General features: G+C 69.5%; 18 protein-coding genes. 8 read left to right on the top strand and 10 right to left on the bottom strand.

Translation table 11 applies throughout. The features are described from left to right. Positions 1–220 precede the first annotated feature (220 nt). A complete protein-coding gene (locus tag BKK80_RS03845; RefSeq protein ID WP_071068608.1) occupies positions 221–1735 on the top strand; it encodes an amidase in 1515 nt (504 codons plus the stop codon). Positions 1736–1790: 55 nt separating this feature from the next. Here the strand turns inward: BKK80_RS03845 and queF are convergent, their stop codons facing one another. Then, positions 1791–2624, bottom strand: a complete 834-nt coding sequence (queF, locus tag BKK80_RS03850) for an NADPH-dependent 7-cyano-7-deazaguanine reductase QueF (RefSeq protein WP_071010948.1) — start codon at positions 2622–2624, stop codon at positions 1791–1793. A 93-nt stretch (positions 2625–2717) separates the two neighbouring features. Beyond that, entirely contained in the window at positions 2718–4244 is a 1527-nt protein-coding gene (gene ilvA, locus BKK80_RS03855; protein ID WP_071010949.1) for a threonine ammonia-lyase, biosynthetic, read from the bottom strand. Positions 4245–4450: 206 nt separating this feature from the next. On the opposite strand from ilvA, the gene otsB reads away from it, so the two are divergent. From otsB to BKK80_RS03870, 3 genes are all read left to right on the top strand, one after another. Then, the gene (gene otsB / locus BKK80_RS03860; protein WP_071010950.1) at positions 4451–5215 is read left to right on the top strand and encodes a trehalose-phosphatase; all 765 of its coding nucleotides are present in this window, start codon (positions 4451–4453) and stop codon (positions 5213–5215) included. A 106-nt stretch (positions 5216–5321) separates the two neighbouring features. Then, positions 5322–7079: a glycoside hydrolase family 15 protein gene (locus BKK80_RS03865; protein ID WP_156811344.1), complete on the top strand. Its 1758-nt coding sequence runs from the start codon at positions 5322–5324 to the stop codon at positions 7077–7079. A gap of 74 nt (positions 7080–7153) precedes the next feature. Beyond that, on the top strand, positions 7154–8548 hold the full coding sequence (locus tag BKK80_RS03870) for an alpha,alpha-trehalose-phosphate synthase (UDP-forming) (RefSeq protein ID WP_071010952.1): 1395 nt from the start codon (positions 7154–7156) through the stop codon (positions 8546–8548). 44 nt (positions 8549–8592) lie between these two features. On the opposite strand, the gene BKK80_RS03875 is transcribed toward BKK80_RS03870, so the two are convergent. The 8 genes from BKK80_RS03875 to BKK80_RS03910 all read right to left on the bottom strand — a co-directional run bounded on the left by BKK80_RS03875 (position 8593) and on the right by BKK80_RS03910 (position 16870). Then, positions 8593–9189 carry a nucleotidyltransferase family protein gene (locus BKK80_RS03875; protein WP_071068609.1) on the bottom strand — a complete coding sequence of 199 codons (597 nt, stop codon included), beginning with the start codon at positions 9187–9189 and terminating at the stop codon, positions 8593–8595. After that, positions 9186–10235: an XdhC family protein gene (locus BKK80_RS03880; RefSeq protein WP_071068610.1), complete on the bottom strand. Its 1050-nt coding sequence runs from the start codon at positions 10233–10235 to the stop codon at positions 9186–9188. The genes BKK80_RS03875 and BKK80_RS03880 overlap by 4 nt, the downstream gene beginning before the upstream one ends. Beyond that, the gene (locus tag BKK80_RS03885) at positions 10208–10792 is read right to left on the bottom strand and encodes a CoxG family protein (protein WP_071068611.1); all 585 of its coding nucleotides are present in this window, start codon (positions 10790–10792) and stop codon (positions 10208–10210) included. Before BKK80_RS03885 ends, BKK80_RS03880 begins: the two co-directional genes overlap by 28 nt. Further along, positions 10783–12051, bottom strand: a complete 1269-nt coding sequence (locus BKK80_RS03890) for a vWA domain-containing protein (protein WP_071010956.1) — start codon at positions 12049–12051, stop codon at positions 10783–10785. Before BKK80_RS03890 ends, BKK80_RS03885 begins: the two co-directional genes overlap by 10 nt. Before the next feature lie 4 nt (positions 12052–12055). Continuing rightward, a complete protein-coding gene (locus BKK80_RS03895) occupies positions 12056–12952 on the bottom strand; it encodes an AAA family ATPase (RefSeq protein WP_071010958.1) in 897 nt (298 codons plus the stop codon). Positions 12953–13154: 202 nt separating this feature from the next. Then, the gene (locus BKK80_RS03900; RefSeq protein ID WP_071010959.1) at positions 13155–13955 is read right to left on the bottom strand and encodes an FAD binding domain-containing protein; all 801 of its coding nucleotides are present in this window, start codon (positions 13953–13955) and stop codon (positions 13155–13157) included. A 22-nt stretch (positions 13956–13977) separates the two neighbouring features. Further along, positions 13978–16356, bottom strand: a complete 2379-nt coding sequence (locus BKK80_RS03905; RefSeq protein WP_071016053.1) for a xanthine dehydrogenase family protein molybdopterin-binding subunit — start codon at positions 16354–16356, stop codon at positions 13978–13980. Between the two features lie 16 nt (positions 16357–16372). After that, on the bottom strand, positions 16373–16870 hold the full coding sequence (locus BKK80_RS03910; RefSeq protein WP_071010961.1) for a (2Fe-2S)-binding protein: 498 nt from the start codon (positions 16868–16870) through the stop codon (positions 16373–16375). A 317-nt stretch (positions 16871–17187) separates the two neighbouring features. On the opposite strand from BKK80_RS03910, the gene BKK80_RS03915 reads away from it, so the two are divergent. From BKK80_RS03915 to BKK80_RS03930, 4 genes are all read left to right on the top strand, one after another. Beyond that, positions 17188–17766, top strand: a complete 579-nt coding sequence (locus BKK80_RS03915) for a YqaA family protein (protein WP_071010962.1) — start codon at positions 17188–17190, stop codon at positions 17764–17766. Between the two features lie 186 nt (positions 17767–17952). Next, positions 17953–21927: a DUF3683 domain-containing protein gene (locus BKK80_RS03920; protein WP_071037524.1), complete on the top strand. Its 3975-nt coding sequence runs from the start codon at positions 17953–17955 to the stop codon at positions 21925–21927. Positions 21928–22218: 291 nt separating this feature from the next. Continuing rightward, positions 22219–22653: an HIT family protein gene (locus tag BKK80_RS03925; protein ID WP_071010965.1), complete on the top strand. Its 435-nt coding sequence runs from the start codon at positions 22219–22221 to the stop codon at positions 22651–22653. Between the two features lie 175 nt (positions 22654–22828). Next, a complete protein-coding gene (locus BKK80_RS03930) occupies positions 22829–24670 on the top strand; it encodes an ABC transporter ATP-binding protein/permease (protein ID WP_071010967.1) in 1842 nt (613 codons plus the stop codon). Positions 24671–24718 lie beyond the last annotated feature (48 nt).

Here is a 24718-nt window from a genome sequence, read left to right on the forward strand (position 1 = left end):
GGCCGGCGCCCCGGGGCGTGCTTGTCGGGTGTTCCTGGCGTGCTCGTGGTTTCCCCTAGGATCCAATTATTTTCCTTGGAAAATATTTCCAGGGAAAATAATATGCTCGCTGTCGCGGCGGTGCAGGGCGATCGCATGGCGCAGCCCAGGCCCCCGCCGGCCGTCCCTTTCCGGCCGTCCCTTTTCCTGCCGTTCTGTCCCCCCCTTCCAAGGAGCCCCCATGACCGTGAAGCGACCGACCCTCGCCCAGATGCGCGAACTCACCGCCAGCCTGCACATGACGATGAGCGAGGCCGAATGCGCCGACTACCTGGCGCTGATGGAAGGCAGCATGCAGGCGTACGACCGCCTCGAAGCGCTGCCGGACTTCGTTCCCGCGCCGCGCTATCCGCGCGACGCGGGATACGCGCCGCCGCCGCAGGAGAACCCGCTCAATGCCTGGTACGTGAAGACCGAGGTGAAGGGCGCGCCGGCCGGGCCGCTGGCGGGGCGCGCGGTGGTCCTGAAGGACAACATCAGCCTGGCCGGGGTGCCGATGATGAATGGCGCCTCGACGCTGGAGGGCCATGTGCCGTCCATGGACGCCACCGTGGTGACGCGCATCCTCGATGCCGGCGGCACCATCGCCGGCAAGGCGCACTGCGAGTACTTCTGCCTGTCGGGCGGCAGCCACACCAATGCCACCGGCCCGGTGCACAACCCGCACCGCCATGGCTACATCGCCGGCGGCTCGTCCTCGGGCTGCGGCGCGCTGGTGGGCTCGGGCGAGGTCGACATGGCGATCGGCGGCGACCAGGGCGGTTCCATCCGCATCCCGGCTGCCTTCTCCGGCTGCTACGGCATGAAGCCCACGCACGGGCTGGTGCCTTATACGGGCATCATGCCGATCGAATCCACCATCGACCACACCGGGCCGATGACGCGCACGGTGGCCGACAACGCGCTGCTGCTGGAGGTGATCGCCGGCCCGGACGGGCTCGACCCGCGCCAGTACGCGCCGCGCGTGGCGCGCTATACCGAGGCGCTGGGCAAGGGCGTGGCGGGACTGCGCATCGGCGTGGTGCGCGAGGGCTTCGGCCACGCCAACAGCGAACCCGGGGTCGATGCCAAGGTGCGGGCGGCGGCGCGGCGCCTGGCGCAGCTCGGCGCCGAGGTGGAGGAGGTCAGCATTCCGATGCATGCCGACGGCGTCGCCATCTGGACGCCGATCGCCCTCGAAGGCCTGCAGGCGCAGATGATGCACGGCGACGGCATGGGTTTCAACTGGAAGGGCTTGTACGACACCGCGCTGATGGCGCGCCATGCGCGCTGGCGCGAGCATGCCGACCGGCTCTCGCCCACGCTGAAGCTGTCGATGTTCGTCGGCGAGTTCTACCTGCGCCAGTACGGCGGGCGTTTCTATGCCAAGGCGCAGAACCTGGCGCGCCAGCTGCGGCTGGCCTACGACGCGGAGCTGGAGCGCTTCGACCTGCTGCTGATGCCGACCCTGCCGATCACCGCCAAGCCGATCCCGGCGCCGGACGCGCCGCTGGCCGAGGTGATCCAGCGCGGCTTCGAGATGGTGGCCAACACGGCGCCCTTCGACGCCACCGGCCATCCGGCCATGAGCCTGCCCTGCGGTCTCGACGATGGCCTGCCGGTGGGCCTGATGCTGGTGGGCCGGCACTGGGGCGAAGCCACGATCTACCAGGCCGCGCATGCCTTCGAGCAGGCCGGCGACTGGCGCGGGCTGTAAGGCGTTCGGGCGTTCGGGCGGACCGGCCGCGGCAGCGGCCGTGCCGTCCCGTGGACTACTGGCGCGCGTTGCGCCGGTTGTCCGGCCAGGGCGTGTTGTAGTTGGTGCGGAAGGGGTTGATGTCGAGCCCGCCGCGCCGCGTGTAGCGGGCGTAGACGGCGAGCTTGACCGGCTTGCACTGCCGCAGCACGTCCATGAAGATGCGTTCCACGCACTGCTCGTGGAATTCGTTGTGGTTGCGGAACGAGATCAGGTACTTGAGCAGGCCTTCCTGGTCGATCGGCGCGCCCACGTAGCGGATCTGCACGCTGCCCCAGTCGGGCTGGCCGGTCACCAGGCAGTTCGACTTGAGCAGGTGCGAGACCAGCGTCTCTTCCACCGGCGGCGCTTCCTGGTCCGCGCGCAGCAGATGCGGCGCGGGCTCGTAGACGTCGGTCTCGATGTCGAGGCGGTCCAGCAGCAGGCCGTCCAGCTCGCCCATCTGCTGGCGCGCGAAGTCCCCTTCGGCGGCGAGCCGGACCTGCACGGTGGCGCCGGCGGCTTCCGACAGGTCGTGGTGCAGCAGCTGCTGCAGGGCCTCGGGCGAAGCGATCTTGCTCTGGTTGAACGAGTTCAGGTAGAGCTTGAACGACTTCGACTCGACGATATTCGGCGACTCGGCCGGGATGATGAAGCTGGCCAGGGCGACCTGCGGCTTGCCCTTCATATTGAGCCAGGACAGCTCGTAGGCGTTCCAGATGTCGACGCCGAAGAAGGGCGGCCGCTTGCCTTCGGGCAGGCCGATCTCGGTGCGCTTGGGCTGGCGCGGGATGGGGAAGAGCAGGGTGGGGTCGTACTCGGTCTTGTAGGCCGAGGGCTTGCCCAGCGGGGAATGTTCGGGAAGGCTCATGGTTTGCCTCGCTGGCCGTTCCCGCGCGGGCGGGAACAGCCTGGGGTTGTGCCGGGATCCGGGCAGAACGCGGGCGGAACGCGGGCGAAATGCTCAGGCCAGGAACAGCTTGTAGACGGGATTGTCGGTCTCGTCGGTGTGCGTGTAGCCCAGCGTGGACAGGAAGGCGCGGAAGGCGCGCTTGTCGCTCTTCGGCACCTGGATGCCCACCAGGATATTCGAGGTGTCGCCGCCCTGGTTGCGGTAGTGGAACAGGCTGATGTTCCAGTTCGGGCTCATGCTGGTCAGGAACTTCATCAGCGCGCCGGGACGCTCGGGGAACTCGAAGCGGTACAGCAGCTCGTCCTGCGCCAGCGGCGAATGGCCGCCCACCATGTAGCGGATGTGCTGCTTGGCCAGCTCGTCGTTGGACAGGTCCAGGGTGGCAAAGCCGTGGCGGCGGAAGTTGGCGGCGATCTTGTCGCTCTCCGCGCGGCTGCTGATCTGCACGCCGACGAAGATGTGCGCCACGTCGTTGTCCGCGATGCGATAGTTGAACTCGGTCACGCTGCGCGTGCCCACCAGCTCGCAGAAGCGCTTGAAGCTGCCGCGCTCTTCCGGGATGGTGACCGCGAACACCGCCTCGCGCGCCTCGCCGACCTCGGCGCGCTCGGCGACGAAGCGCAGGCGGTCGAAGTTCATGTTGGCGCCGCAGGCGATGGCCACCAGTGTCTCGCCCTTGAGCTTCTCGCGCTCGGCGTAGGCCTTCAGGCCGGCGACCGCCAGCGCGCCGGCCGGCTCGAGGATGCTGCGGGTGTCCTGGAACACGTCCTTCAGGCCGGCGCAGATGGCGTCGGTGTCCACCAGGATGATGTCGTCGACCAGTTCGCGCGTGATGCGGAAGGTCTCCTTGCCGACCAGCTTGACCGCGGTGCCGTCCGAGAACAGGCCGACGTCCTTGAGCTCGACGCGCTTGCCGGCGTCGACCGAGCGCTTCATGGCGTCCGAGTCCACCGTCTGCACGCCGATGACCTTGATGTCGGGGCGTACCGCCTTGACGTAGGCGGCGATGCCGGAGATCAGGCCGCCGCCGCCGATGGCGACGAAGATGGCGTGGATCGGCGCCGGGTGCTGGCGCAGGATCTCCATGGCGATGGTGCCCTGGCCGGCGATCACCTCGGGATCGTCGAAGGGATGGATGAAGGTCAGCTTGTGCTTCTTCTCCAGCTCGGCGGCGTGCAGGTAGGCGTCGCTGTAGGACTCGCCGTGCAGCACGATTTCCACCCACTTGCCGCCGCGCTCGCGCACCGCATCGATCTTGACCTGGGGCGTGGTGACCGGCATGGCGATGATGGCGCGGCACTGCAGGCGCGCTGCCGACAGTGCCACGCCCTGCGCGTGGTTGCCCGCCGACGCAGCGATCACGCCGCGCTTGAGTTCCTCGGCCGTCAGCGAGGCCATCTTGTTGTACGCGCCGCGCAGCTTGAAGGAGAACACCGGCTGGGTGTCCTCGCGCTTGAACCACACGGCATTGCCGGTGCGGGCCGAGAGCTGGTGGGCGTAGGTCAGGTCGGTCTCCTGCGCCACGTCGTACACCTTGGCGGTCAGGATCTTCTTCAGGTAGTCGGGTTTGCGGGTCATCGTCGGCGCCGGCGGGCGGGTCAGTAGCGGCGGCCGGCGCAAGCGCGGCCGTGTGGCTGGAAAATGCGGAAAGCGCTAATGATAATGGATGGCAGGGTGGGGCGAAGCGGCGGCCGATGCGGCGCCGACGCCATGTCGCCGGCGCCGGCCGTGTAGGACAGCGCCGGGTGGACGATCGCCGGAACCGCATGCTAGGGTGTGCAACGATGCCTTCGCTTCCTCTGATCGAACCGGATACCGCGCTGTTCCTCGACTTCGACGGCACGCTGGCCGACCTGGCGCCGCGCCCCGACCTGGTGCGCGTCGAGCCGGAACTGCTCGGCACGCTGCGGCGCTTGCACGAGGCGCTGGATGGCGCCCTGGCCATTGTCTCGGGACGCCCGATCGCCGAGCTGGACGCTTTCCTGCACCCGCTGCGCCTGCCCGCCGCCGGCGTGCACGGTGCCGAGTACCGCCACGATGGCGAGGCCGCAGCAGTGGCCGCGCCGCCGGCGCTGGCGCTGCTGTGGGAGCGCCTGGCGCCGCTGGCGCGGGCCTATCCCGAGCTGTTGCTGGAGCCGAAATCGGCCGCGCTGGCCGTGCACTACCGCGCCGCGCCGCAGCTCGAGGCCCTGGTGCGCGCGGCCTTGGCCGAGGCGGTGCGCGGGCTGCACGGCCTGGAGATCCTGCCGGGCAAGATGGTGATGGAAGTCAAGCCGGCGGGCATCGACAAGGGCAGCGCCATTGCCGCCTTCATGCGTGCCGAACCGTTCGCTTCGCGCCGGCCGCTGTTCGCCGGCGACGACGTGACCGACGAAGCGGGCTTCGTCGCCGTGCATGCGCTGGGAGGCCTTGGCGTGCTGGTGGGCGAGCGCCCCAGCGCCGCCGGCGTCAGCGTGCCGGGCCCGGCGGCGCTGCGCTGCTGGCTGCACCGATCCGCCGCGGCGCTGGCCGCGCCGCGCGGGGGACCGTTCCGGACCGCGTTCACCTGAAGGAGGCATCCCTGTGACCCAAGCGCCCACCGCAGCTGCCGCGGCTGCCGATCCCTCTGCCCAGCCGGATGCCGGGCCGCATGCGCCGTCCTCGCTCGCGCTCGGCATGATCGGCAACTGTTCGTTCTCGGCGCTGGTCGATGCGCGCGCCCGCATCGTCTGGTGCTGCCTGCCGCGCTTCGACGGCGACCCGGTCTTCAATGCCCTGCTCGATCCCAGCGAGAACGGCGGTCATTTCTCCGTCGAGCTGGAGAATTTCCACCGCTCGCGCCAGTGGTACGAGCCGAACACCGCCGTGCTGCACACGCGCCTGACGGATACCCACGGCAATTGCGTGGAAGTGACCGATTTCGCACCGCGCTTCTTCCGCATGGGGCGCTACTTCCGCCCCATCACCCTGGTGCGGCGCATCCGTCCCGTGCGGGGTGCGCCGCGCGTGCGCGTGGTGGTGGCGCCGCGCTTCGAATGGGGCCGCACGGTGCCGCAGGTCACGCGCGGCAGCAGCCATGTGCGCTTCATCGGCGAGAACATGACGCTGCGCATGACTACCGATGCGCCGCTGACCTATGTGATGTCAGGAACGCCTTTCCTGCTGACCCGGAGCTGCGACTTCATCCTCGGGCCGGACGAGACCCTGGCCGGCGGCGTGGAGCAGACCGCACGCGACTTCGAGCAGGAAACCGTTGCCTACTGGAAGATATGGTCGCGCCGGCTGGCGGTGCCGCGCGAATGGCAGGACGCGGTGATCCGCGCGGCCATCACGCTCAAGCTGTCGCTGTTCGAGGAAACCGGCGCGATCGTGGCCGCCATGACCACCAGCATTCCCGAGGCACCGCACAGCGGCCGCACCTGGGACTACCGCTTCTGCTGGCTGCGCGACGCCTTCTTCGTGATCCGCGCGCTCAACAGCCTGTCCGAGGTCGGCACCATGGAAGACTATCTGCGCTGGCTGTCCAATGTGGTGATGCAGTCGCGTGACGGCCATATCCAGCCGCTCTACGGCATCGGCCTGGAGCGCGAATTGCCCGAGGCCGTGCTGGACTACCTGCCGGGCTATCGCGGCATGGGGCCGGTGCGGGTCGGCAACCAGGCGCAGGAGCATTTCCAGCACGATGTCTACGGCAATGTGGTGCTCGGCGCGGCGCAGGCCTTCCATGACCACCGCCTGCTGCACCGTGGCGGCCCCACCGAGTACCACATCCTCGAGCAGGTGGGCGAACAGGCGGTGCGCGTGTTCGGCACGCCCGATGCCGGCATGTGGGAGCTGCGCACGCGCGCCCGCGTGCATACCTCGTCGGCATTGATGAGCTGGGCGGCCTGCGACCGTCTCGCCAAGATCGGTGACAAGCTGCAGCTGCCCACGCGCGCGGCCTACTGGCGCGAGCACGCCGAGCGCATGCGCGCGCGCATCCTGGCCGAAGCGTGGAGCGAATCGCGCCAGGCCTTCGCCGAGAGCTTCGGCGGGCGCGATCTCGATGCCAGCGCGCTGCTGATGATCGAGGTGGGCTTCATCGACCCGCTCGACCCGCGCTTCGTCGCCACCGTGGACGCGCTCGAGAGGTCGCTGTGCGACGGACCCTTCATGCGTCGCTACGAGGCTCCCGACGACTTCGGCAAGCCCGAGACCGCCTTCAACATCTGCACATTCTGGCGTATCGACGCGCTGGCGCGCATCGGCCGGCGCGAGCAGGCGCGCGAGATTTTCGAAGCCATGCTGGCGGCGCGCAATCCACTCGGACTGCTGTCGGAAGACACGCATCCGGTCAGCGGCGAGATGTGGGGGAACTTTCCGCAGACCTATTCGATGGTCGGCCTGATCAACGGCGCCGTGCGCCTGTCGGCGCCGTGGGACTCGGTGATCTGAGCCCGCGCGAGGCTGCCATGGCGGCCTCGCGCGGGCACGCTCGGCGACTGGAGTGAACGACGACAAGGAAGACGATGGGTAGACTGGTGGCGGTATCGAACCGCGTCGCCGATCCGCGCAACGCGTCGGCCGGCGGCCTGGCCGTCGCGCTGGGCGAGGCGCTGAAGGTGACGGGCGGGCTCTGGTTCGGCTGGAGCGGCAAGGTGGTGGAGACCGCGCAGGGCGGCACGCCCGGCGAGGGCGAACTGCACCAGCAGCAGGCCGGCAATGTCACGCTGGCCACGGTGGACCTGTGCCGGGAGGATCATGACGGCTACTACCTGGGCTACAGCAACGGCGTGTTGTGGCCGGTGTTCCACTATCGGCTGGACCTCGCGGACTTCGACGCCGGCCAGAACCTGAACATCTACCGGCGCGTGAACCAGCTGTTCGCGCGCAAGCTGGCGCCGCTGCTGGAGCCCGACGACGAGATCTGGATCCACGACTACCACCTGATCCCGCTGGCGGCCGAGCTGCGCGCGATCGGCTGCAGCCAGCGCATCGGCTTCTTCCTGCACATACCGCTGCCGCCGCCCTTGATCCTGGCTGCCATTCCGCAGCACGAGTGGCTGATGCGGGCGCTGTTCGCCTACGACCTGGTCGGCTTCCAGAGCCATGCCGACCTCGAGCACTTCGGACGCTACGTCCAGTCCGAGGCCCGCGCCGAGCCGATGGGCGAGCATCGCTACCGGGCCTTCCACCGTACCGTGCGTGCGCAGGCCTTCCCCATCGGCATCGATGTCGACGAGTTCGCCGAGCTCGGCCGCGGCCCGGAAGCGCGCGAAACCTACGAGATGATGATGGCGCAGTATGCGCGCCGGCGGCTGCTGCTGGGGATCGACCGGCTCGACTACTCGAAAGGCCTGCCGCAGCGGCTCAAGGCCTTCCAGATCCTGCTGGCGGAGTATCCGGAGAATCGCATGAGCGCTACGCTGGTGCAGATCGCCGCGCCCTCGCGCGAGAGCGTGGACGCCTATGCGGACCTGCGTCGCGAAATGGAGGGCATTACCGGTGCCATCAACGGCCGCTATGGAGAACTGGACTGGATGCCGGTGCGCTACATCCATCGCACCACTTCGCGCCGGCGCCTGCCGGGCCTGTGCCGCGCCAGCCGCGTGGCCCTGGTCACGCCGCTGCGCGACGGCATGAACCTGGTGGCCAAGGAGTACGTGGCCGCGCAGGACCCGGCCGATCCCGGCGTGCTGGTGCTGTCGCGCTTCGCCGGTGCCGCCGAACAGATGAAAGAAGCGCTGCTGGTCAATCCCTACGACACGCGCGCCACCGCGCAGGCGGTCCAGCAGGCGCTGCACATGCCGCTGGCCGAGCGCCAGGCGCGCCACGGCAAGCTGCTCGAGCGCATCCGCGCGCAGGACGTGCACTGGTGGAGCGGGGAGTTCCTGCGCACGTTGGCCGAGTCCGACTGCGGCTGACCGGGTGGGCGCGGACCGCCGCCAGGGCGCGTGGCTGCGTGCGCTCAGCGCAGGTCGGCGGGCGTATCCACGTCGCGGAAGGCGCCGTCGTCCTCGGTCAGGATGCGCGTCACCGGCTGGGTCTTGAGCAGCGCGCGCGCGCCTTCGTCGCCGTCGAGTTGCAGCAGGGCCTCGCGCCAATGGGGGCCGAAGCCGACCGGGTGTCCGCGCCGGCCGTCGCGCCACGGCGCGGCGATGGTGTCCGGCGTGGTGATGGACAGCGCGACCGCGCGCACCAGTTCGAGGCTGAGCCAGGGCATGTCGGCCAGTGCCACTACCCAGCCGCGCGCCTGCGGGGTCGCCGCCACGGCGGCGCGCAGCGCGGCGCCCATGCCGGCCCGCGCCTCGGGCGCTTCCAGCACGCGGCAGCCGGCGCGGCGCAGCTCCTGCGCCAGCGCCTCGCTGCCCGGGCGCACCACGGCGAGCGCACCCGGCAAGGCCACCGCCAGCGTGCGCGCGCTGCGCCAGGCGACCGTGGTGCGGCCGCCGGGCAGCGTTTCCAGCAGCTTGTCGCGCGCGCCGGCGGGATCGAAGCGCCGGCCGAAGCCGGCCGCCAGCAGGATGCCGGTGGGCAGGTCGGTGCCGTCCGGCGCGCCGTTCATGGCGCCGTGCCGCAGGTACTGGCGGCACCGGCCGCCAGCTCGCGCGCGGCCTTGGCGCCCTCGACCTGCAGGATGTCGGGCAGGGAGACGTGGTTCTTGGCGGCGACCACCTCGGCCAGGATCGAGATGGCGATCTCGGGCGGCGTGCGGCTGCCGATGTAGATGCCGACCGGGCCGTGCAGGCGGGCGAGCTGGAGCTCGCTGAGGTCGAACTCCTTGAGCCGTTCGCGGCGCGCCTGGTTGTTGCGGCGTGAGCCGAGCGCGCCGACGTAGAAGGCCGGGGTGCGCAGCGCCTCCATCAGGGCGAGGTCGTCGAGCTTGGGATCGTGGGTCAGGGCGATCACCGCGCAGCGTTCATCGAGCTGCATCTCGGTGACGGTGTCGTCGGGCATGGTGCGCACCATCGTGATGCCGGGGATGTCCCAGGTCTCGGTGTACTCTTCGCGCGGGTCGCACACGGTGACCTGGAAGCCGAGGCCGACGGCGATCTGGCACAGGTACTTGGAGAGCTGCCCGGCGCCGATGACGAGCATGCGGTAGCGCGGCCCGTGGATGGTCAGCAGGGTCTTGCCGTCGAAGGCGAGGCCGTCGGTGGCCAGGGCCGGGCCGAGGGCCGCGTCGCCGCTGGCCATGTCGAGGCTGCGCGCCACCAGGCGGCCGTTCTCGACCGCGTGCAGCAGGGCGGGCAGGGCGCTGGCGTCGGCGCGTGCGGGGGCGAGGGGCTCGCAGACGAGTTCGATGGTGCCGCCGCAGGGCAGGCCGAAGCGGTGGGCCTCCTCGGCGCTGATGCCGTACTTGACGGCCTCCGGGCGGGCGCGGTCGCTGGCGGGAATGCCTTCGCGGCGCACGCGGTCGATGATGTCGTCCTCGATGCAGCCGCCGGAGACGGAGCCGACCACCAGGCCGTCGTCGCGCACGGCCAGCATGGCGCCTTCGGGGCGGGGCGAGGAGCCCCAGGTTCTGACCACCGTCACCAGCAGCGCGCGGTGGCCCTCGGCCATCCAGCGCACGCTGCTCTTCAGGACTTCGAGATCCACGCTGTCCATGATCGTTTCCGCTTGGGTTCGTCTGACTGTCCGCCGCCCTGGCTGCTGTCCTGGCTGCCGTCCTGGTTCTTGTCCTGGCCGCTGCCTTCGCCTTCCTGCGCGGCGGCTTCCTGCGCGCCGCCGCCGAGCGCTTCGGTGAAGCGGGTGAAGAAACTGTCGGCCATCTTGCGCGCGGCGGCATCGACCAGGCGCGAGCCGATCTGCGCGATCTTGCCGCCCACCTGCGCGTTGACCGTATAGCTCAGCAGCGTTTCCTCGCCTTCGGCATCGAGCCTGACGTGGGCGGAGCCCTTGCCGAAGCCGGCCGCGCCGCCCTGTCCGTCGAACTGGATAGTGTAACTGTCGGGCGCCTGGATGTCCTGCAGGGCCATGCGGCCCTTGAAGCGTGCCTTGACCGGGCCGATCGCCGCGGTCAGCGCCAACAGGTAGGCGTTGTCGCCATCGGGTTCGATGCTCTCGCAGCCCGGGATGCACTGCTTGAGCAGGGCGGTGTCGTTCAGTGCTTCCCAGGCCACCTGCTTGGGCACCGGCAGGCGCTGGGTCTGGTTCATTTCCATGGTCGGGGTTCCTCCTGGTGCGTCGGCGCCGCGTGCGCGGCAGGTGGGTGCGGGACGGCCGCGCGGCCGGCATCGTCGGTGAGCAGCGCCTCGAGCGCGAACAGGCTGTCCAGGTTGTGGGCGGAGCGCAGCGCGTCGACGTGGGGCAGGATGGCCTGCACCCCGCGCGCGCGCGGCGTGAAGCCGGCGAAGCGCAGCAGCGGGTTGAGCCAGATGATGCGGTGGGCGAAGCGGCGCAGGCGCGCCATCTCGCTGTCGAGCAGGTCGATGTGCTCGTGGTCGAGGCCGTCCGTGACCAGCAGCACGGTGGCGCGGCCGGCCAGTACGCGGCGCGCCCATTCGCGGTTGAAGCTGGCCAGCGCGGCACCGATGCGGGTGCCGCCGGCCCAGTCGCGCACGTGGCTGGAGATGGCCTCGACCGCCTCGTCCGGATCGCGTTCGCGCAGGGAGCGCGTGATATTGGTCAGGCGCGTGCCGAACAGGAAGACCGAGAGGCGCTCGCGCGACTGCATCAGGGCGTGGCAGAAGTAGAGCACCGCGCGCGAGTACTGGCTCATCGAGCCCGAGATGTCGAGCAGCAGCACCAGCGGCGGGCGGCGCTCCACGCGGCGGCGGAACTTCCAGCGCATCCATTCGCCCTGCTGGCGCACCGCCAGGCGCGCGCTGGCGCGCACGTCGGCCCGGCAGCCGCTGGCCGCGGTGCGCAGGCGGCGGGTGTGCTGCATGGCGAGGCGGGTGCGGCGCGCCCGCACCAGGTGGCGCAGGGCACGCCACTCTTCGGCGCTCAGGGTCTCGAAGTCGCGCTGGGCCAGGCGTTCCTGATCGGAGAAGGTGAGCGGCGCGCTGAAGCGCTCGGCCTGTCCGGGCTCCGGCGGGGCGCGCAGGCCGGGCGGCACCTGCGCCGCCAGCGCGTCGGCCAGGCGGTTGCTGCGTCGCGGCGGCGGCGCGCCCGCGTCGACGCGCGGCAGCAGCAACGCGCGCAACTTGCCTTCCCAGTCGGGGTCGCGCCAGAACAGGTCGAAGGCGGCATCGAACAGCGGACGCTGGTCCGGCCCCGATAGCACCAGCGCCGCCAGCGCGGCGCGTACCTCGTCGCGCCTGCCGATGTCGACCAGTTGCAGCGCCTGCAGGGCGTCGGCGGCGTGCGCGGGCGACAGCGGGAAGCCAGCCTCGCGCAGCAGGCGCATGAAATGGGTGACGTTGCGCGCCAGCATCGGCGGACCGTGGCGCTGGCCGGGGGCGGCATGCGGGCGTGCCATGGCGTCAGCGGGCCGGCTCGGGCGCGGCCAGCAGTTCGGCGATGGTGGGGCCGTCCACGCGCGCCAGGTCGTCCTGGTACTTCAGCAGCACGCCGAGCGTATCGCGCACCGACTGCGGGTCGAGCTCGGTGGTGCCGAGCGCGGCTAGCGCACGGGCCCAGTCGATGGCCTCGGCGATGCCCGGCGCCTTGTACAGGTCGAGGGTGCGCAGCCGGTGGATCACGCTGACCACCCGGTGCTGCAGCGCGGTGGCGGCCTCGGGCGCGCGCGCCGCCACGATCTGCAGTTCGCGCTCGCGCGACGGGTAGCCCATCCACTGGTACAGGCAGCGGCGCTTGAGCGCGTCGTGCACCTCGCGCGTGCGGTTCGAGGTGACCAGGATCAGCGGTGGCCGCTCGGCGCGGAGGGTGCCGATCTCGGGGATCGACACCTGGTATTCGGACAGCACTTCGAGCAGGAAGGCCTCGAACGGCTCGTCGGCGCGGTCGATCTCGTCGATCAGCAGCACGCGCGGCACACCCGGCGCCGCGGGATCGGGCAGCAACGCCTCCAGCAGCGGGCGCTTGAGCAGGAAGTCGTCGTGATAGAGCGACTGCGCCTCGGGCCGCTCGCCGCGTGCCTCGGCCAGCCGCAGCGCCATGATCTGGCGCGGGTAGTCCCACTCGTACAGGGCACTGGAGGCATCGAGGCCTTCGTAGCACTGCAGCCGCAGCAGGCGCGTGCCGAGCGTGGCGGCAATGGCCTGGGCCAGCGCGGTCTTGCCGACGCCGGGCTCGCCCTCCAGGAACAGCGGGCGCTGCATGCGCAGGGCCAGGTAGAGCACGGTCGCCGTCTCGCGGTCGGCGAAATACTGCTGGGCTTCGAGCAGGGCGAGGGTCTGGTCGATGGAAGCGGGAAGCATGGATGCGTCAGGTCGGCTTGGCGGCACGTTGGCAATGACCGCCGGTGAGCTCCCCTCTCCCGCATGCGGGAGAGGGGCCGGAGGCGCGGGCAGGCGGTTTCTATGCGGCAAGGCCCGAAGCGCGCTGGCTCGGGGCTCCGATCCCTCCCACGCCCGGCGGAAGCGGGAAGCCCGCGGCGGAGAAGTCAGCAAGCAGGCGCCACTAGCCCCGCGTCGCCGCCTCCACCGCCCGCGCCGCCAGCACCGGGATCAGGTGGGCCCGGTACTCCGGCGAGGCATGCAGGTCGCCGTTCAGGCCCGCCGGGTCCAGCGTGACCGCGCGTGCCGCCGCCGGCGTGAAGCTGGCGGACAGCGCCTGCTCCAGCGGCTGGCAGCGGAACACGCAGTCGGCCGCCCCGGTCACGGCCACGCGCACGGCGTTGCCGCTGCGCGCCACCATCACGCCGACCAGGGCGAAGCGCGAGGCGGGGTTGCGGAACTTGACGTAGGCCGCCTGCTCGGGCACCGGGAAGCGCACCGACAGGATCAGCTCGTCCGGCTCCAGCGCGGTCTCGTACAGGCCCCGGAAGAAGTCGTCGGCGCCGATCTGGCGGCGGTCGGTCGTCACCGTGGCCCCCAGCGCCAGCACCGCGGCCGGGTAGCACGCGGCAGGGTCGTTGTTGGCGAGCGAGCCGCCCAGCGTGCCCATGGCGCGCACCTGGCGGTCGCCGATGCCGCCGGCGAGCGCGGCCAGCGCCGGGATGCGGCGCCGCACCTCGGCGTCGGCGGCCACGTCGGCATGGCGCGTGGCCGCGCCGATCACCAGCGCGCCGTTCTCCGCGCCGACCCCGGCCAGGCCGGGAATGCGCGTCACGTCGACCAGCGCCGAGGGCGCGGCCAGGCGCAGCTTCATCGCCGCCAGCAGGCTCTGCCCGCCGCCGAGGTACTTGGCGTCGGGATCGGCCTTGAGCTTCGCCACCGCGGCCTGGGTGTCCGCGGCACGTTCGAATTGGAATGCGTACATGTCGGATCCTCGTGCGTCGGGGTCAGGGAGCCTTGGCGGCCTGGATGGCCTGCCAGACGCGGTGCGGCGTGGCGGGCATCTGGATGTCGTGCACGCCCAGCGGCGACAGCGCATCGACCAGGGCATTGATGAAGGCCGGCGGCGAGCCGATCGCGCCGGCCTCGCCGCAGCCCTTGACGCCCAGCGGATTGTGCGTGCAGGGCGTGCCCTTGGCGGTCTCCACGGTGAAGTCGGGCAGGTCGCCGGCGCGCGGCATGGCGTAGTCCATGTAGGAGCCGGTCAGCAGCTGGCCGCTTTCGTCGTCATAGACGCAGCGCTCCAGCATGGCCTGGCCGAGGCCCTGGCCGATGCCGCCGTGCACCTGGCCTTCGACGATCATCGGGTTGATGACGTTGCCGAAGTCATCCACCGCGGTGAACTTGACCACCCACGACTCGCCGGTGTCCGGGTCGACTTCCACCTCGCAGACGTAGGCGCCCGATGGATAGGTGAAGTTGGTCGGGTCGTAGAAGGCGTTCTCGTTCAGGCCGGGCTCGAGCTTGTCGAGCGGGTAGTTGTGCGGCACGTAGGCGGTCAGCGCCACCTCGCCCCAGGTCTTGCTGCGATCGGTGCCGGCCACGCGGAACACGCCGTCCTTGAACTCGATGTCGGCGTCCGAGGCTTCCAGCAGGTGGGCCGCGATCTTCTTGGCCTTGGCTTCGATCTTGTCGAGCGCCTTCATGATGGCCGAGCCGCCCACGGCCAGCGAGCGCGAGCCGTAGGTGCCCATGCCGAAGGGCACGCGGCCGGTGTCGCCGTGCACCACTTCGACCGCTTCCAGCGCGATGCCGAGCCGGTCGGCCACCACCTGGGCGAAGGTGGTCTCGTGGCCCTGGCCGTGGCTGTGGCTGCCGGTGAAGACGGTCACGGTGCCGGTCGGGTCGACGCGGATCTCGCCCACCTCGAACAGGCCCGCGCGTGCGCCCAGCGCGCCGGCGATGTTGGAGGGCGCCAGCCCGCAGGCCTCGATGTAGCAGGAGTAGCCGAGGCCGCGCAGCCGTCCGCGCTGCTTCGCTTCGTCGCGCCGTGCCGGGAAGCCCTTGACGTCGGCCAGTTCCTGCGCGCGCGCCAGGCAGGGCTCGTAGTCGCCGGTGTCGTAGGTCAGGCCCACCGGGGTGGCGTAGGGGAACTGGCGGATGAAGTTCTTGCGGCGCAGCTCGGCGGGGTCGACCTTCAATTCGTGCGCCGCGGCTTCGACCAGGCGCTCCACCACGTAGGTGGCCTCGGGGCGGCCGGCGCCGCGATAGGCATCGACCGGGGCGGTGTTGGTGAAGACCGCCTGCACCTCGGCGTAGATGGCCGGCGTGGCGTACTGGCCGGCCAGCAGCGTGGCATAAAGGATGGTCGGCACGCTGGAGGCGAAGGTGCTCAGGTAGGCGCCCATATTGGCCACCGTGTGCACGCGCATCGCCAGGAACCTGCCGTCGGCGTCGAGCGCCAGCTCGGCGCGCGTCACGTGGTCGCGGCCGTGCGCGTCCGAGAGGAAGGACTCGGAGCGTTCGGCGGTCCACTTGATCGGGCGGCCGACTTTCTTCGCGGCCCAGGTGAGCGCCACGTCTTCCGCGTAGAGGAAGATCTTCGAGCCGAAGCCGCCGCCCACGTCCGGAGCGATGATGCGCAGCCGCGACTCGGGCAGCCCCATCACGAAGGCCGCCATCAGCAGGCGCTCGACGTGCGGGTTCTGGTTGGCCACGTAGACCGTGTAGCTGTCGTCCTGGCGGTGGTAGCTGGCGTTGACCGCGCGCGGCTCGATGGCGTTGGGGATCAGCCGGTTGTTGACGATCTCCAGCGTGGTCACGTGCGCGGCGCGGGCGAAGGCGGCGTCGGTGGCCGCGCGGTCGCCGTGGCCCCAGGTGTAGCAGGTGTTGGCGGGCACGTCGTCGTGCACCAGCGTCCGGCTGGCGGCAGCCTGGGCAGTGTTGACCACGGCCGGCAGTTCGTCGTAGTCGACCTCGATCTTCTCGGCCGCGTCCTTGGCCTGCTGCAGCGTCTCGGCCACCACCAGCGCGACCTGGTCGCCCACGTGGCGCACCTTGTCATGGGCGATCACCGGATGCGGCGGCTCCTTCATGGGGCTGCCGTCGATGCTGTGGATCAGCCAGCCGCAGGGCAGGCCGCCGATCTTGTCGGCCGCCACGTCGGCGCCGGTCAGCACGGCGATCACGCCGGGCGAGGCCTTGGCCTCGGTGGTGTCGATCGAGCGGATGCGCGCGTGCGCGTGCGGCGAGCGCAGGAAGTAGCCGTAACTCTGCTGCGGCAGCGAGACGTCGTCGGTGTACTGGCCATTGCCGGTCAGGAAGCGGTAGTCTTCCTTGCGCTTGACCGCGGCGCCCACCAGGCGCTTGTTGTCGGGTGCGTTCATGGCGTCCTCCTCGCGCTCATTCGGCGCTGGCGGCGGCGCCGGCACCGCGCATGGCGGCCTGGCCCTGCTGCACTGCACGCACGATATTGTGATAGCCGGTACAGCGGCACAGGTTGCCTTCGAGATGGGCGCGGATCGCGTCCGCGCCGGCATCGGGCTGTTCCTGTACCAGCGCGGTGGCGCTCATGACCATGCCGGGCGTGCAGAAGCCGCACTGCAGGCCGTGGCACTCGCGGAAGGCCGCCTGCATCGGATGCAGCTCGCCGTTGCTGCCGGCCAGGCCCTCGATGGTGGTGACCGTGGATCCGTCCGCCTGCGCCGCCAGGATGTTGCACGCCTTCACCGCACGCCCGTCCAGATGGACGGTGCAGGCGCCGCACTGGGCGGTGTCGCAGCCGACGTGGGTGCCGGTCAGCCGCAGCTGCTCGCGCAGGAACTGGACCAGTAGGGTGTTGGGTTCGACCTGGGCGTCGACGGACCTGCCGTTGACCGTCAGGCGGATCGGAATTGCCATGCTTGTCTCCATGTGGGTGGACGCGCATGGACAGGACCCGGATCCCGAAAGCGACGGCGCGGGACTGGCCACTGCGCGGTACTGCCGTTTGTCGGTACGGCTATTTCGTGATGGTGGTGCCGCCGGCGCTGCCGCCGGGCCCGGAGCGGGCCTTGGCGGGCGGTGGCGCGGCGGCCCGGGCGGCCGGCGAAGGATCGGCCGCGACAGGCTCTAACAGTTAATCACAAATCGCACGAGGCCGCCATGCGGGCAGGGCCGGAGGTGGGGCACTGATAGAATGTCGCCCCCAACCGTGCCCGCTACCGGCCATACGTTCCATGGAAGGATTCCTCGACTGGCTGTTCGGCATCGTCGCCCTGCCCAAGGTGGGGCTGCCGGCCATCTTCCTGGTCAGCCTGGTGTCGGCCACGCTGCTGCCGCTGGGTTCGGAGCCGGCCGTGTTCGGCTATATCAAGCTGAACCCGCACATGTTCTGGCCGGCGGTGATCGTGGCCGCGATCGGCAATACCATCGGCGGCGCGATCGACTGGTGGATGGGTTATGCCGCCAAGCTGGCGCTGGTACGCTACCGCAAGCATCGCCAGGCGCGGCTGCACGAACAGGAACGCGCCCAGCATCGCGCCCATGAGAGGCGGCCGCGCAAGCCGGCCCTGGATGAACGCTATTTCCGCTGGATGCGCCGGCTGGGGCCGCCGGCGCTGCTGCTGTCCTGGCTACCGGCCATTGGTGATCCTTTATGCACATTGGCGGGGTGGCTCCGGCTGCGCTTCTGGCCCAGTGTGGCCTATATGGCCATCGGCAAGTTCCTGCGCTACCTGGCCATGACCAGCGCGCTGCTATGGATTCCCGACGGGTTCTGGCATCAGATGGGGGTGTTCCTGAAGCAACTCTTCTAGCCATTCCCGGTTTTCCATTCCCGGATTTCCCCTGGCTTCCGGCCAGTAGAGCACTTCGGGAGAAAAGTTCCCCACGCTTCAAGGGTCTTGTCATGCTGCGGCGCAGCGATTCCAGCCCTTGCAGTACAATTCCCGTTTAAAGACGACTTGCGCACCGTCCCCGTGCGCTGCAGGAAGCGGTCCCCCATGAACGCCCCACTCGTGCTCGACGCCAAGCTCGCTGCGCAGGACGCCCCGCCGCGCCTGCGCGAAATCCCCTACAACTACACCTCGTTCTCGGACCGCGAGATCGTGATCCGCCTGCTCGGCGAGGAAGCCTGGCGCATCCTGGACGAGTTGCGCGGCGAGCGCCGCACCGGGCGTTCCGCGCGCATGCTGTACGAGGTGCTGGGTGATATCTGGGTGGTGCGCCGCAATCCCTACCTGCAGGACGACCTGCTGGAGAATCCCAAGCGCCGCGAGATGCTGGTGGGCGCGCTGCACCATCGCCTCGGCGAAGTGGAGAAGCGCCGCGCCGCCGACCGCGCCGAGCATGCCGAGCCTGCGGCCGAGGGCCGCTCGCACCGGGTCGAGCAGCTGGTCGCCTTCGCCAAGCAGGCCATCGAGGACTTCAAGCAGGAGTTCGCCCACGCCTATGATCTGCGCAAGCGCGCCCAGCGCGTGCTGGGCCGGGTCACGCAGAAGGACAACATCAAGTTCGACGGCCTGTCGCGCGTCTCGCACGTGACCGATGCCACCGACTGGCGCGTGGAGTATCCCTTCGTCGTGCTGACGCCCGACACCGAGGAAGAGATCGCCGGCCTGGTCAAGGGCTGCTTCGAGCTGGGCCTGACCATCATCCCGCGCGGAGGCGGCACCGGCTACACCGGCGGCGCCGTGCCGCTGACGCCGATGAGCGCGGTGATCAACACCGAGAAGCTGGAGCAGCTCGGTCCGGTCGAAGACACCGACCTGCCGGGCGTGGCGGGCAAGGTGGCCACCATCTTCTCCGGCGCCGGCGTGGTCACGCGCCGCGTGGCGGACGCGGCCGACAAGGCCGGGCTGGTGTTCGCGGTCGACCCGACCTCGATCGATGCGTCCTGCATCGGCGGTAACGTGGCGATGAACGCGGGCGGCAAGAAGGCCGTGCTGTGGGGCACCGCGCTGGACAACCTGGCCTGGTGGCGCATGGTAGATGCCGAGGGGAACTGGCTCGAGATCACCCGCCTGAACCACAACCTGGGCAAGATCCACGACGTGCCGGTGGCCGACTTCGAACTGAAGTGGTTCGACGGCAGCCGGGCGCCGGGCGAAAAGCTGCTGCGCACCGAGACCCTGTCCATCGAAGGCCGCAAGTTCCGCAAGGAAGGCCTGGGCAAGGACGTCACCGACAAGTTCCTGGCCGGCCTGCCGGGCATCCAGAAGGAAGGCTGCGACGGCATCATCACCAGCGCGCGCTGGATCCTGCACCGGATGCCGAAGCACATGCGTACCGTGTGCCTCGAGTTCTTCGGCCAGGCGCGCGATGCCATTCCGAGCATCGTCGAGATCAAGGACTTCCTCGACATCGAGTCGAAGACGCCCGGCGGCGCCATCCTGGCCGGCCTGGAGCACCTGGACGAGCGCTACCTGCGCGCGGTCGGCTATGCCACCAAGAGCAAGCGCAATGCCTTCCCCAAGATGGTGCTGATCGGCGACATCGTCGGCGACGATGAAGACGCCGTCGCGCGCGCCACCTCGGAAGTCATCCGCATGGCCAACGGCAAGAGCGGCGAGGGTTTCGTCGCGGTCAGCCCCGAGGCGCGCAAGAAGTTCTGGCTCGACCGTTCGCGCACCGCCGCCATCGCACGCCACACCAACGCCTTCAAGATCAACGAAGACGTGGTGATCCCGCTGCCGCGCATGGGCGAGTACACCGACGGCATCGAGCGCATCAATATCGAGCTGTCGATCAAGAACAAGCTGGTGCTGGTCGACGCGCTGGAAGGCTTCTTCGCGCGCGGCAACCTGCCGCTGGGCCGCAGCGACGACGCCAACGAGATCCCCAGCGCCGAACTGCTGGAAGACCGCGTCCAGCACGCGCTGCAACTGCTGCGCGAGATCCGCGCGCGCTGGCGCTTCCTGCAGGACAGCCTCGACATGCCGCTGGCCGCGGCCAAGGCATCGCTGATCGGCCACGGCCTGGGCCTGCTCGGCCAGGCCTTCGAGGCGCGCCTGGCGCAGCAGCCGGACGCCACCGTGTTCCACCTGCTGCAGGACCGCACCATCCGTGTGTCCTGGAAGAACGAGGTGCGCGCCGAACTGCGCAAGATCTTCAGCGGCGGCGAGTTCAAGCCCATCCTCGACGAGGCGCAGAAGATCCACAAGCAGGTGCTGCGCGGCCGCGTCTTCGTGGCGCTGCACATGCACGCCGGCGACGGCAACGTGCACACCAACATCCCCGTCAACTCGGACGACTACGACATGCTGCAGGACGCCCACCGCGCGGTGGCCCGCATCATGACGCTGGCGCGTTCGCTGGATGGCGTGATTTCGGGCGAGCACGGCATCGGCATCACCAAGCTCGAGTTCCTCACCGAGGACGAGATCGGCGACTTCCGCGCCTACAAGCAGCGCATCGACCCGCAGGGCCGCTTCAACAAGGGCAAGCTGTTGCCTGGCGCCGACCTGCGCAACGCCTACACGCCGTCGTTCGGCCTGATGGGCCACGAATCGCTGATCATGCAGCAGAGCGACATCGGTGCCATCGCCGACAGCGTCAAGGACTGCCTGCGCTGCGGCAAGTGCAAGCCGGTGTGCGCCACCCACGTGCCGCGCGCCAACCTGCTGTACAGCCCGCGCAACAAGATCCTGGCCACCTCGCTGCTGGTCGAGGCCTTCCTGTACGAGGAGCAGACCCGCCGCGGCGTGTCGATCAAGCACTGGGACGAGTTCTCCGACGTGGCCGACCACTGCACGGTCTGCCACAAGTGCGTGACGCCCTGCCCGGTGAAGATCGACTTCGGCGACGTGTCGATGAATATGCGCAACCTGCTGCGCAAGATGGGGCAGAAGAAGTTCAACGCCGGCACTGCCGCGTCGATGTTCTTCCTCAATGCCACCAACCCGCAGACGATCAACCTGGCCCGCAAGGCGATGATCGACTGGGGCTACAAGGCGCAGCGCCTGGGCAACGATGTGCTCAAGACGCTGGCGAAGAAGCAGACCGCCCATCCGCCCGCTTCGGTGGGCCGCCCGCCGGTGCGCGAGCAGGTGATCCACTTCGTCAACAAGAAGATGCCGGGCAACCTGCCCAAGAAGACGGCGCGCGCGCTGCTCGACATCGAGGACAACGAGATCGTGCCGATCATCCGCGACCCGAAGCGGACTTCGCCCGAGACCGAGGCGGTGTTCTACTTCCCGGGCTGCGGCTCGGAGCGGCTGTTCTCGCAGGTCGGCCTGGCCACCCAGGCCATGCTGTGGCATGTCGGCGTGCAGACCGTGCTGCCGCCGGGCTACCTGTGCTGCGGCTATCCGCAGCGCGGCGCCGGCCAGTTCGACAAGGCCGAGAAGATCGTCACCGACAACCGCGTGCTGTTCCACCGCGTGGCCAACACGCTGAACTACCTCGACATCAAGACGGTGGTGGTCAGCTGCGGCACCTGCTACGACCAGCTTGCCGGCTATGAATTCGAGAAGATCTTCCCGGGCTGCCGCATCATCGACATCCACGAGTACCTGCTGGAGAAGGGGGTCAAGCTCGAGGGCGTGACCGGTACGCGCTACATGTACCACGATCCCTGCCACACGCCGATCAAGACCATGGATCCGACCAAGCTGGTCAACGAACTGGTCGGCGGCAACGGCGCGGCGGGCAAGATAGAGAAGAACGAGCGCTGCTGCGGCGAGTCGGGCACGCTGGCCGTGACCCGTCCGGACGTGTCGACGCAGATCCGCTTCCGCAAGGAAGAGGAAATGCGCAAGGGCGCGGACAAGCTGCGCGGCGACGGCTTCGACGGCGACGTCAAGATCCTCACCAGCTGCCCGTCCTGCCTGCAGGGCCTGTCGCGCTACAACGAAGACGCCACGGTGCAGGCCGACTACATCGTGGTCGAGATGGCGCGCCACCTGCTGGGCGAGAACTGGATGCCGGAGTATGTGGAGAAGGCCAACGCCGGCGGTATCGAGCGGGTGCTGGTGTAAGGCATAGCCAGCACCCTTGGTTGGCTCCCCTCTCCCGCTTGCGGGAGAGGGGCAGGGGGAGAGGGCGGGCGCCGGCAGATCGCGACGTGCTCGACCACACCGTGGGCTTTGTTCGGGCCTCGGCGCGCTGGATAACACCGAAGGCTTCGTTATGCGTGGCGCCTTGCTGGACCACCCCTCTCCCCCGCCCTCTCCCCATGAGGGGAGAGGGAGCCCAGACACTATGCTTGGCGATGGGTGTCGGTGCATCCGCACCCACGCCTGCCGACCTCGATCAACAGTCCCCGTCCGATGACCTCAGTCCCGAACTGCCCCCTCTGCGACACCGATGGCGGCGAACTCCTCTGGCGCGGCGCGCGTGCGCGCCTGATCCTGGTCGAGCATGAGCGCTTTCCCGGCTTCTGCCGCATCGTCTGGAACGACCATGTCGCCGAGCTGAGCGACCTGTCGCCCGATGACCAGGCCTGGCTGATGCGGCTGATGGTCGCGGTGGAGCAGACGCTGCGCGAGGTGATGGCGCCGGACAAGATCAACCTGGCGGCCTTCGGCAATATGGTCCCGCACCTGCACTGGCACGTCATTCCGCGCTACCGCTGGGACACGCACTTCCCCGAGCCGGTATGGGGCAACGCCCAGCGTGAGGCCGATGCGGCCCGGCTGGCGGGCCTCGGCAAGCTGTTGCCGGCGCTGCGCACCGCGCTGGCGCCGCTGCAGGACCTGCGCTGAGCGCGCGTTGCGCGGCCGTCCGAGCGCACCCTTGTGCACGTCCAGGCGGTTTCCGGCGTTGAAGGGAGGGGTGCGGAACCTGGCCCGCCTTCCCGGCTTCTAACAGCGTCCCGCTTTCTGTTCCCACCATACGCGGCCCGTGCCACCATGCCGGCCCGCGTTCGCGAAAGGTCTTATGTCTACACCGACCTCCGTTACCGTGCCGGGTCCGGCCGTTCCTGTCCGTGCCCTCGAGATCCAGAGCCGGCTGCGGCTGGCTGCCACCTGGGCGCTGATCAAGCCCTACTGGAAATCGGAAGACCGCAAGGCCGGGCTGGGCCTGCTGGCCTTCGTGGTCGCGCTCAACCTGGGCATCGTCTACATCAACGTGCTGCTCAACGAGTGGAACCGCGTCTTCTACAACGCGCTGGAGCAGCACGACTACGCCGCCTTCAAGACGCTGCTGATCCGTTTCTCCTGGATCGCCGCCTTCTTCATCGTTGCCGCCATCTCGCGCCAGTACTACACGATGATGCTGCAGATGCGCTGGCGTACCTGGATGACCGGCCGCTTCATGGATCACTGGCTCGGGCACCAGGCCTACTACCGCATCGAGCAGACCCACGCCACCGACAACCCCGACCAGCGTATCGCCGATGACCTGCGCTCCTTCACCGACGGCGCGCTGACGCTGTCGCTGGGGCTGCTCAACTCGGTGGTCACCCTGGTCTCCTTCGTCGGCATCCTGTGGAGCGTGTCGGGTCCGATCAGCTTCGCGCTCGGCGGCGGCGAGATCGTGATTCCCGGCTACATGGTCTGGTTCGCGGTCGGCTACGCGGTGATCGGTTCGCTGGTCGCCCACCTGGTGGGCCGGCCGCTGATCGGCCTGAGCTTCCAGCAGGAGCAGTACGAGGCGGATTTCCGTTTCACCCTGGTGCGCCTGCGCGAGAACAGCGAGCCGGTCGCGCTCTACCGCGGCGAGCCGACGGAAAAGGCCGGACTGGGGGCGCGCTTCGGCCGCATCCGCGCCAACTGGAACCAGCTGATGCGCTACACACGGCGCCTGACCTTCGTCAATTCCGGCTATAGCCAGTTCGCCATCATCTTTCCGCTGATCGTGGCCGCGCCGCGCTACTTCGCCGGCAAGATGACGCTGGGCGGGCTGATGCAGATGAGTTCGGCCTTCGGCCAGGTGCAGGGCGCGCTGTCGTGGTTCGTCGACAGCTATTCCACGCTGGTGGGCTGGAAGGCAGCGGCCAACCGCCTGATCGACTTCCAGGAGGCCATCCGCATCGCCGAGCGGCAGGACCAGGAACATACCGGCGTGCGCGATATCGAGGTGGTGTCCACCGACGACGCCAGCATCCGGCTCGACGCCCTGGCCCTGGCGCTGCCGACGCCGCGCCGCAGTTCCAGCGCCCAGGCAGCGCTGGTGGCGCCGTTCTCGCTGACCATCGCGCCGGGTGAGCGCTGGCTGGTCAACGGTCCTTCCGGCTGCGGCAAGAGCGTGCTGGTACGCGCGCTGGCGGGCATCTGGCCCTATGGCAGCGGCACGGTGGAGCTGCCGCGCGCCGCCCGCATGCTGTTCCTGCCGCAGCGCAGCTACCTGCCGATCGGCACGCTGGCCGACGCGCTCGCTTATCCGGACGCGGGCACCGCGCACAGCAGCGAACGGCTGCAGCAGGTACTGCGCGAGACCCGGCTGGGCCAGCTCACCGGCCAGCTCGACGTGCTCGACAACTGGTCGCTGCGCTTGTCGCCGGGTGAGCAGCAGCGCCTCGCCTTCGCCCGTGCGCTGCTGCAGAAGCCCGACTTCCTCGTGCTGGACGAGGCCACCAGCGCGCTGGACGAGGACACCGAGGCCGCCATGTACGAGCTGGTGGTGGGAGCGCTGCCGCGCTCGGCCATCATCAGCGTGGCGCACCGGAGCACGGTGGCGCGCTTCCATGACAAGCGCCTGCGCTACCTGCCGGCCGACGGTGTGGATGGGCAAGGCCTGGCGCCTGCGGTAAGCTATCGGGTCGTACACGAAGCGTGAGGCCCGCGCCGCCGTGAGCCTGCCGGCTCGCCGCGGCCCGCCGGGCGC

It is taken from the genome of Cupriavidus malaysiensis (genome assembly GCF_001854325.1).
Taxonomy (GTDB): Bacteria; Pseudomonadota; Gammaproteobacteria; order Burkholderiales; family Burkholderiaceae; genus Cupriavidus; species Cupriavidus malaysiensis.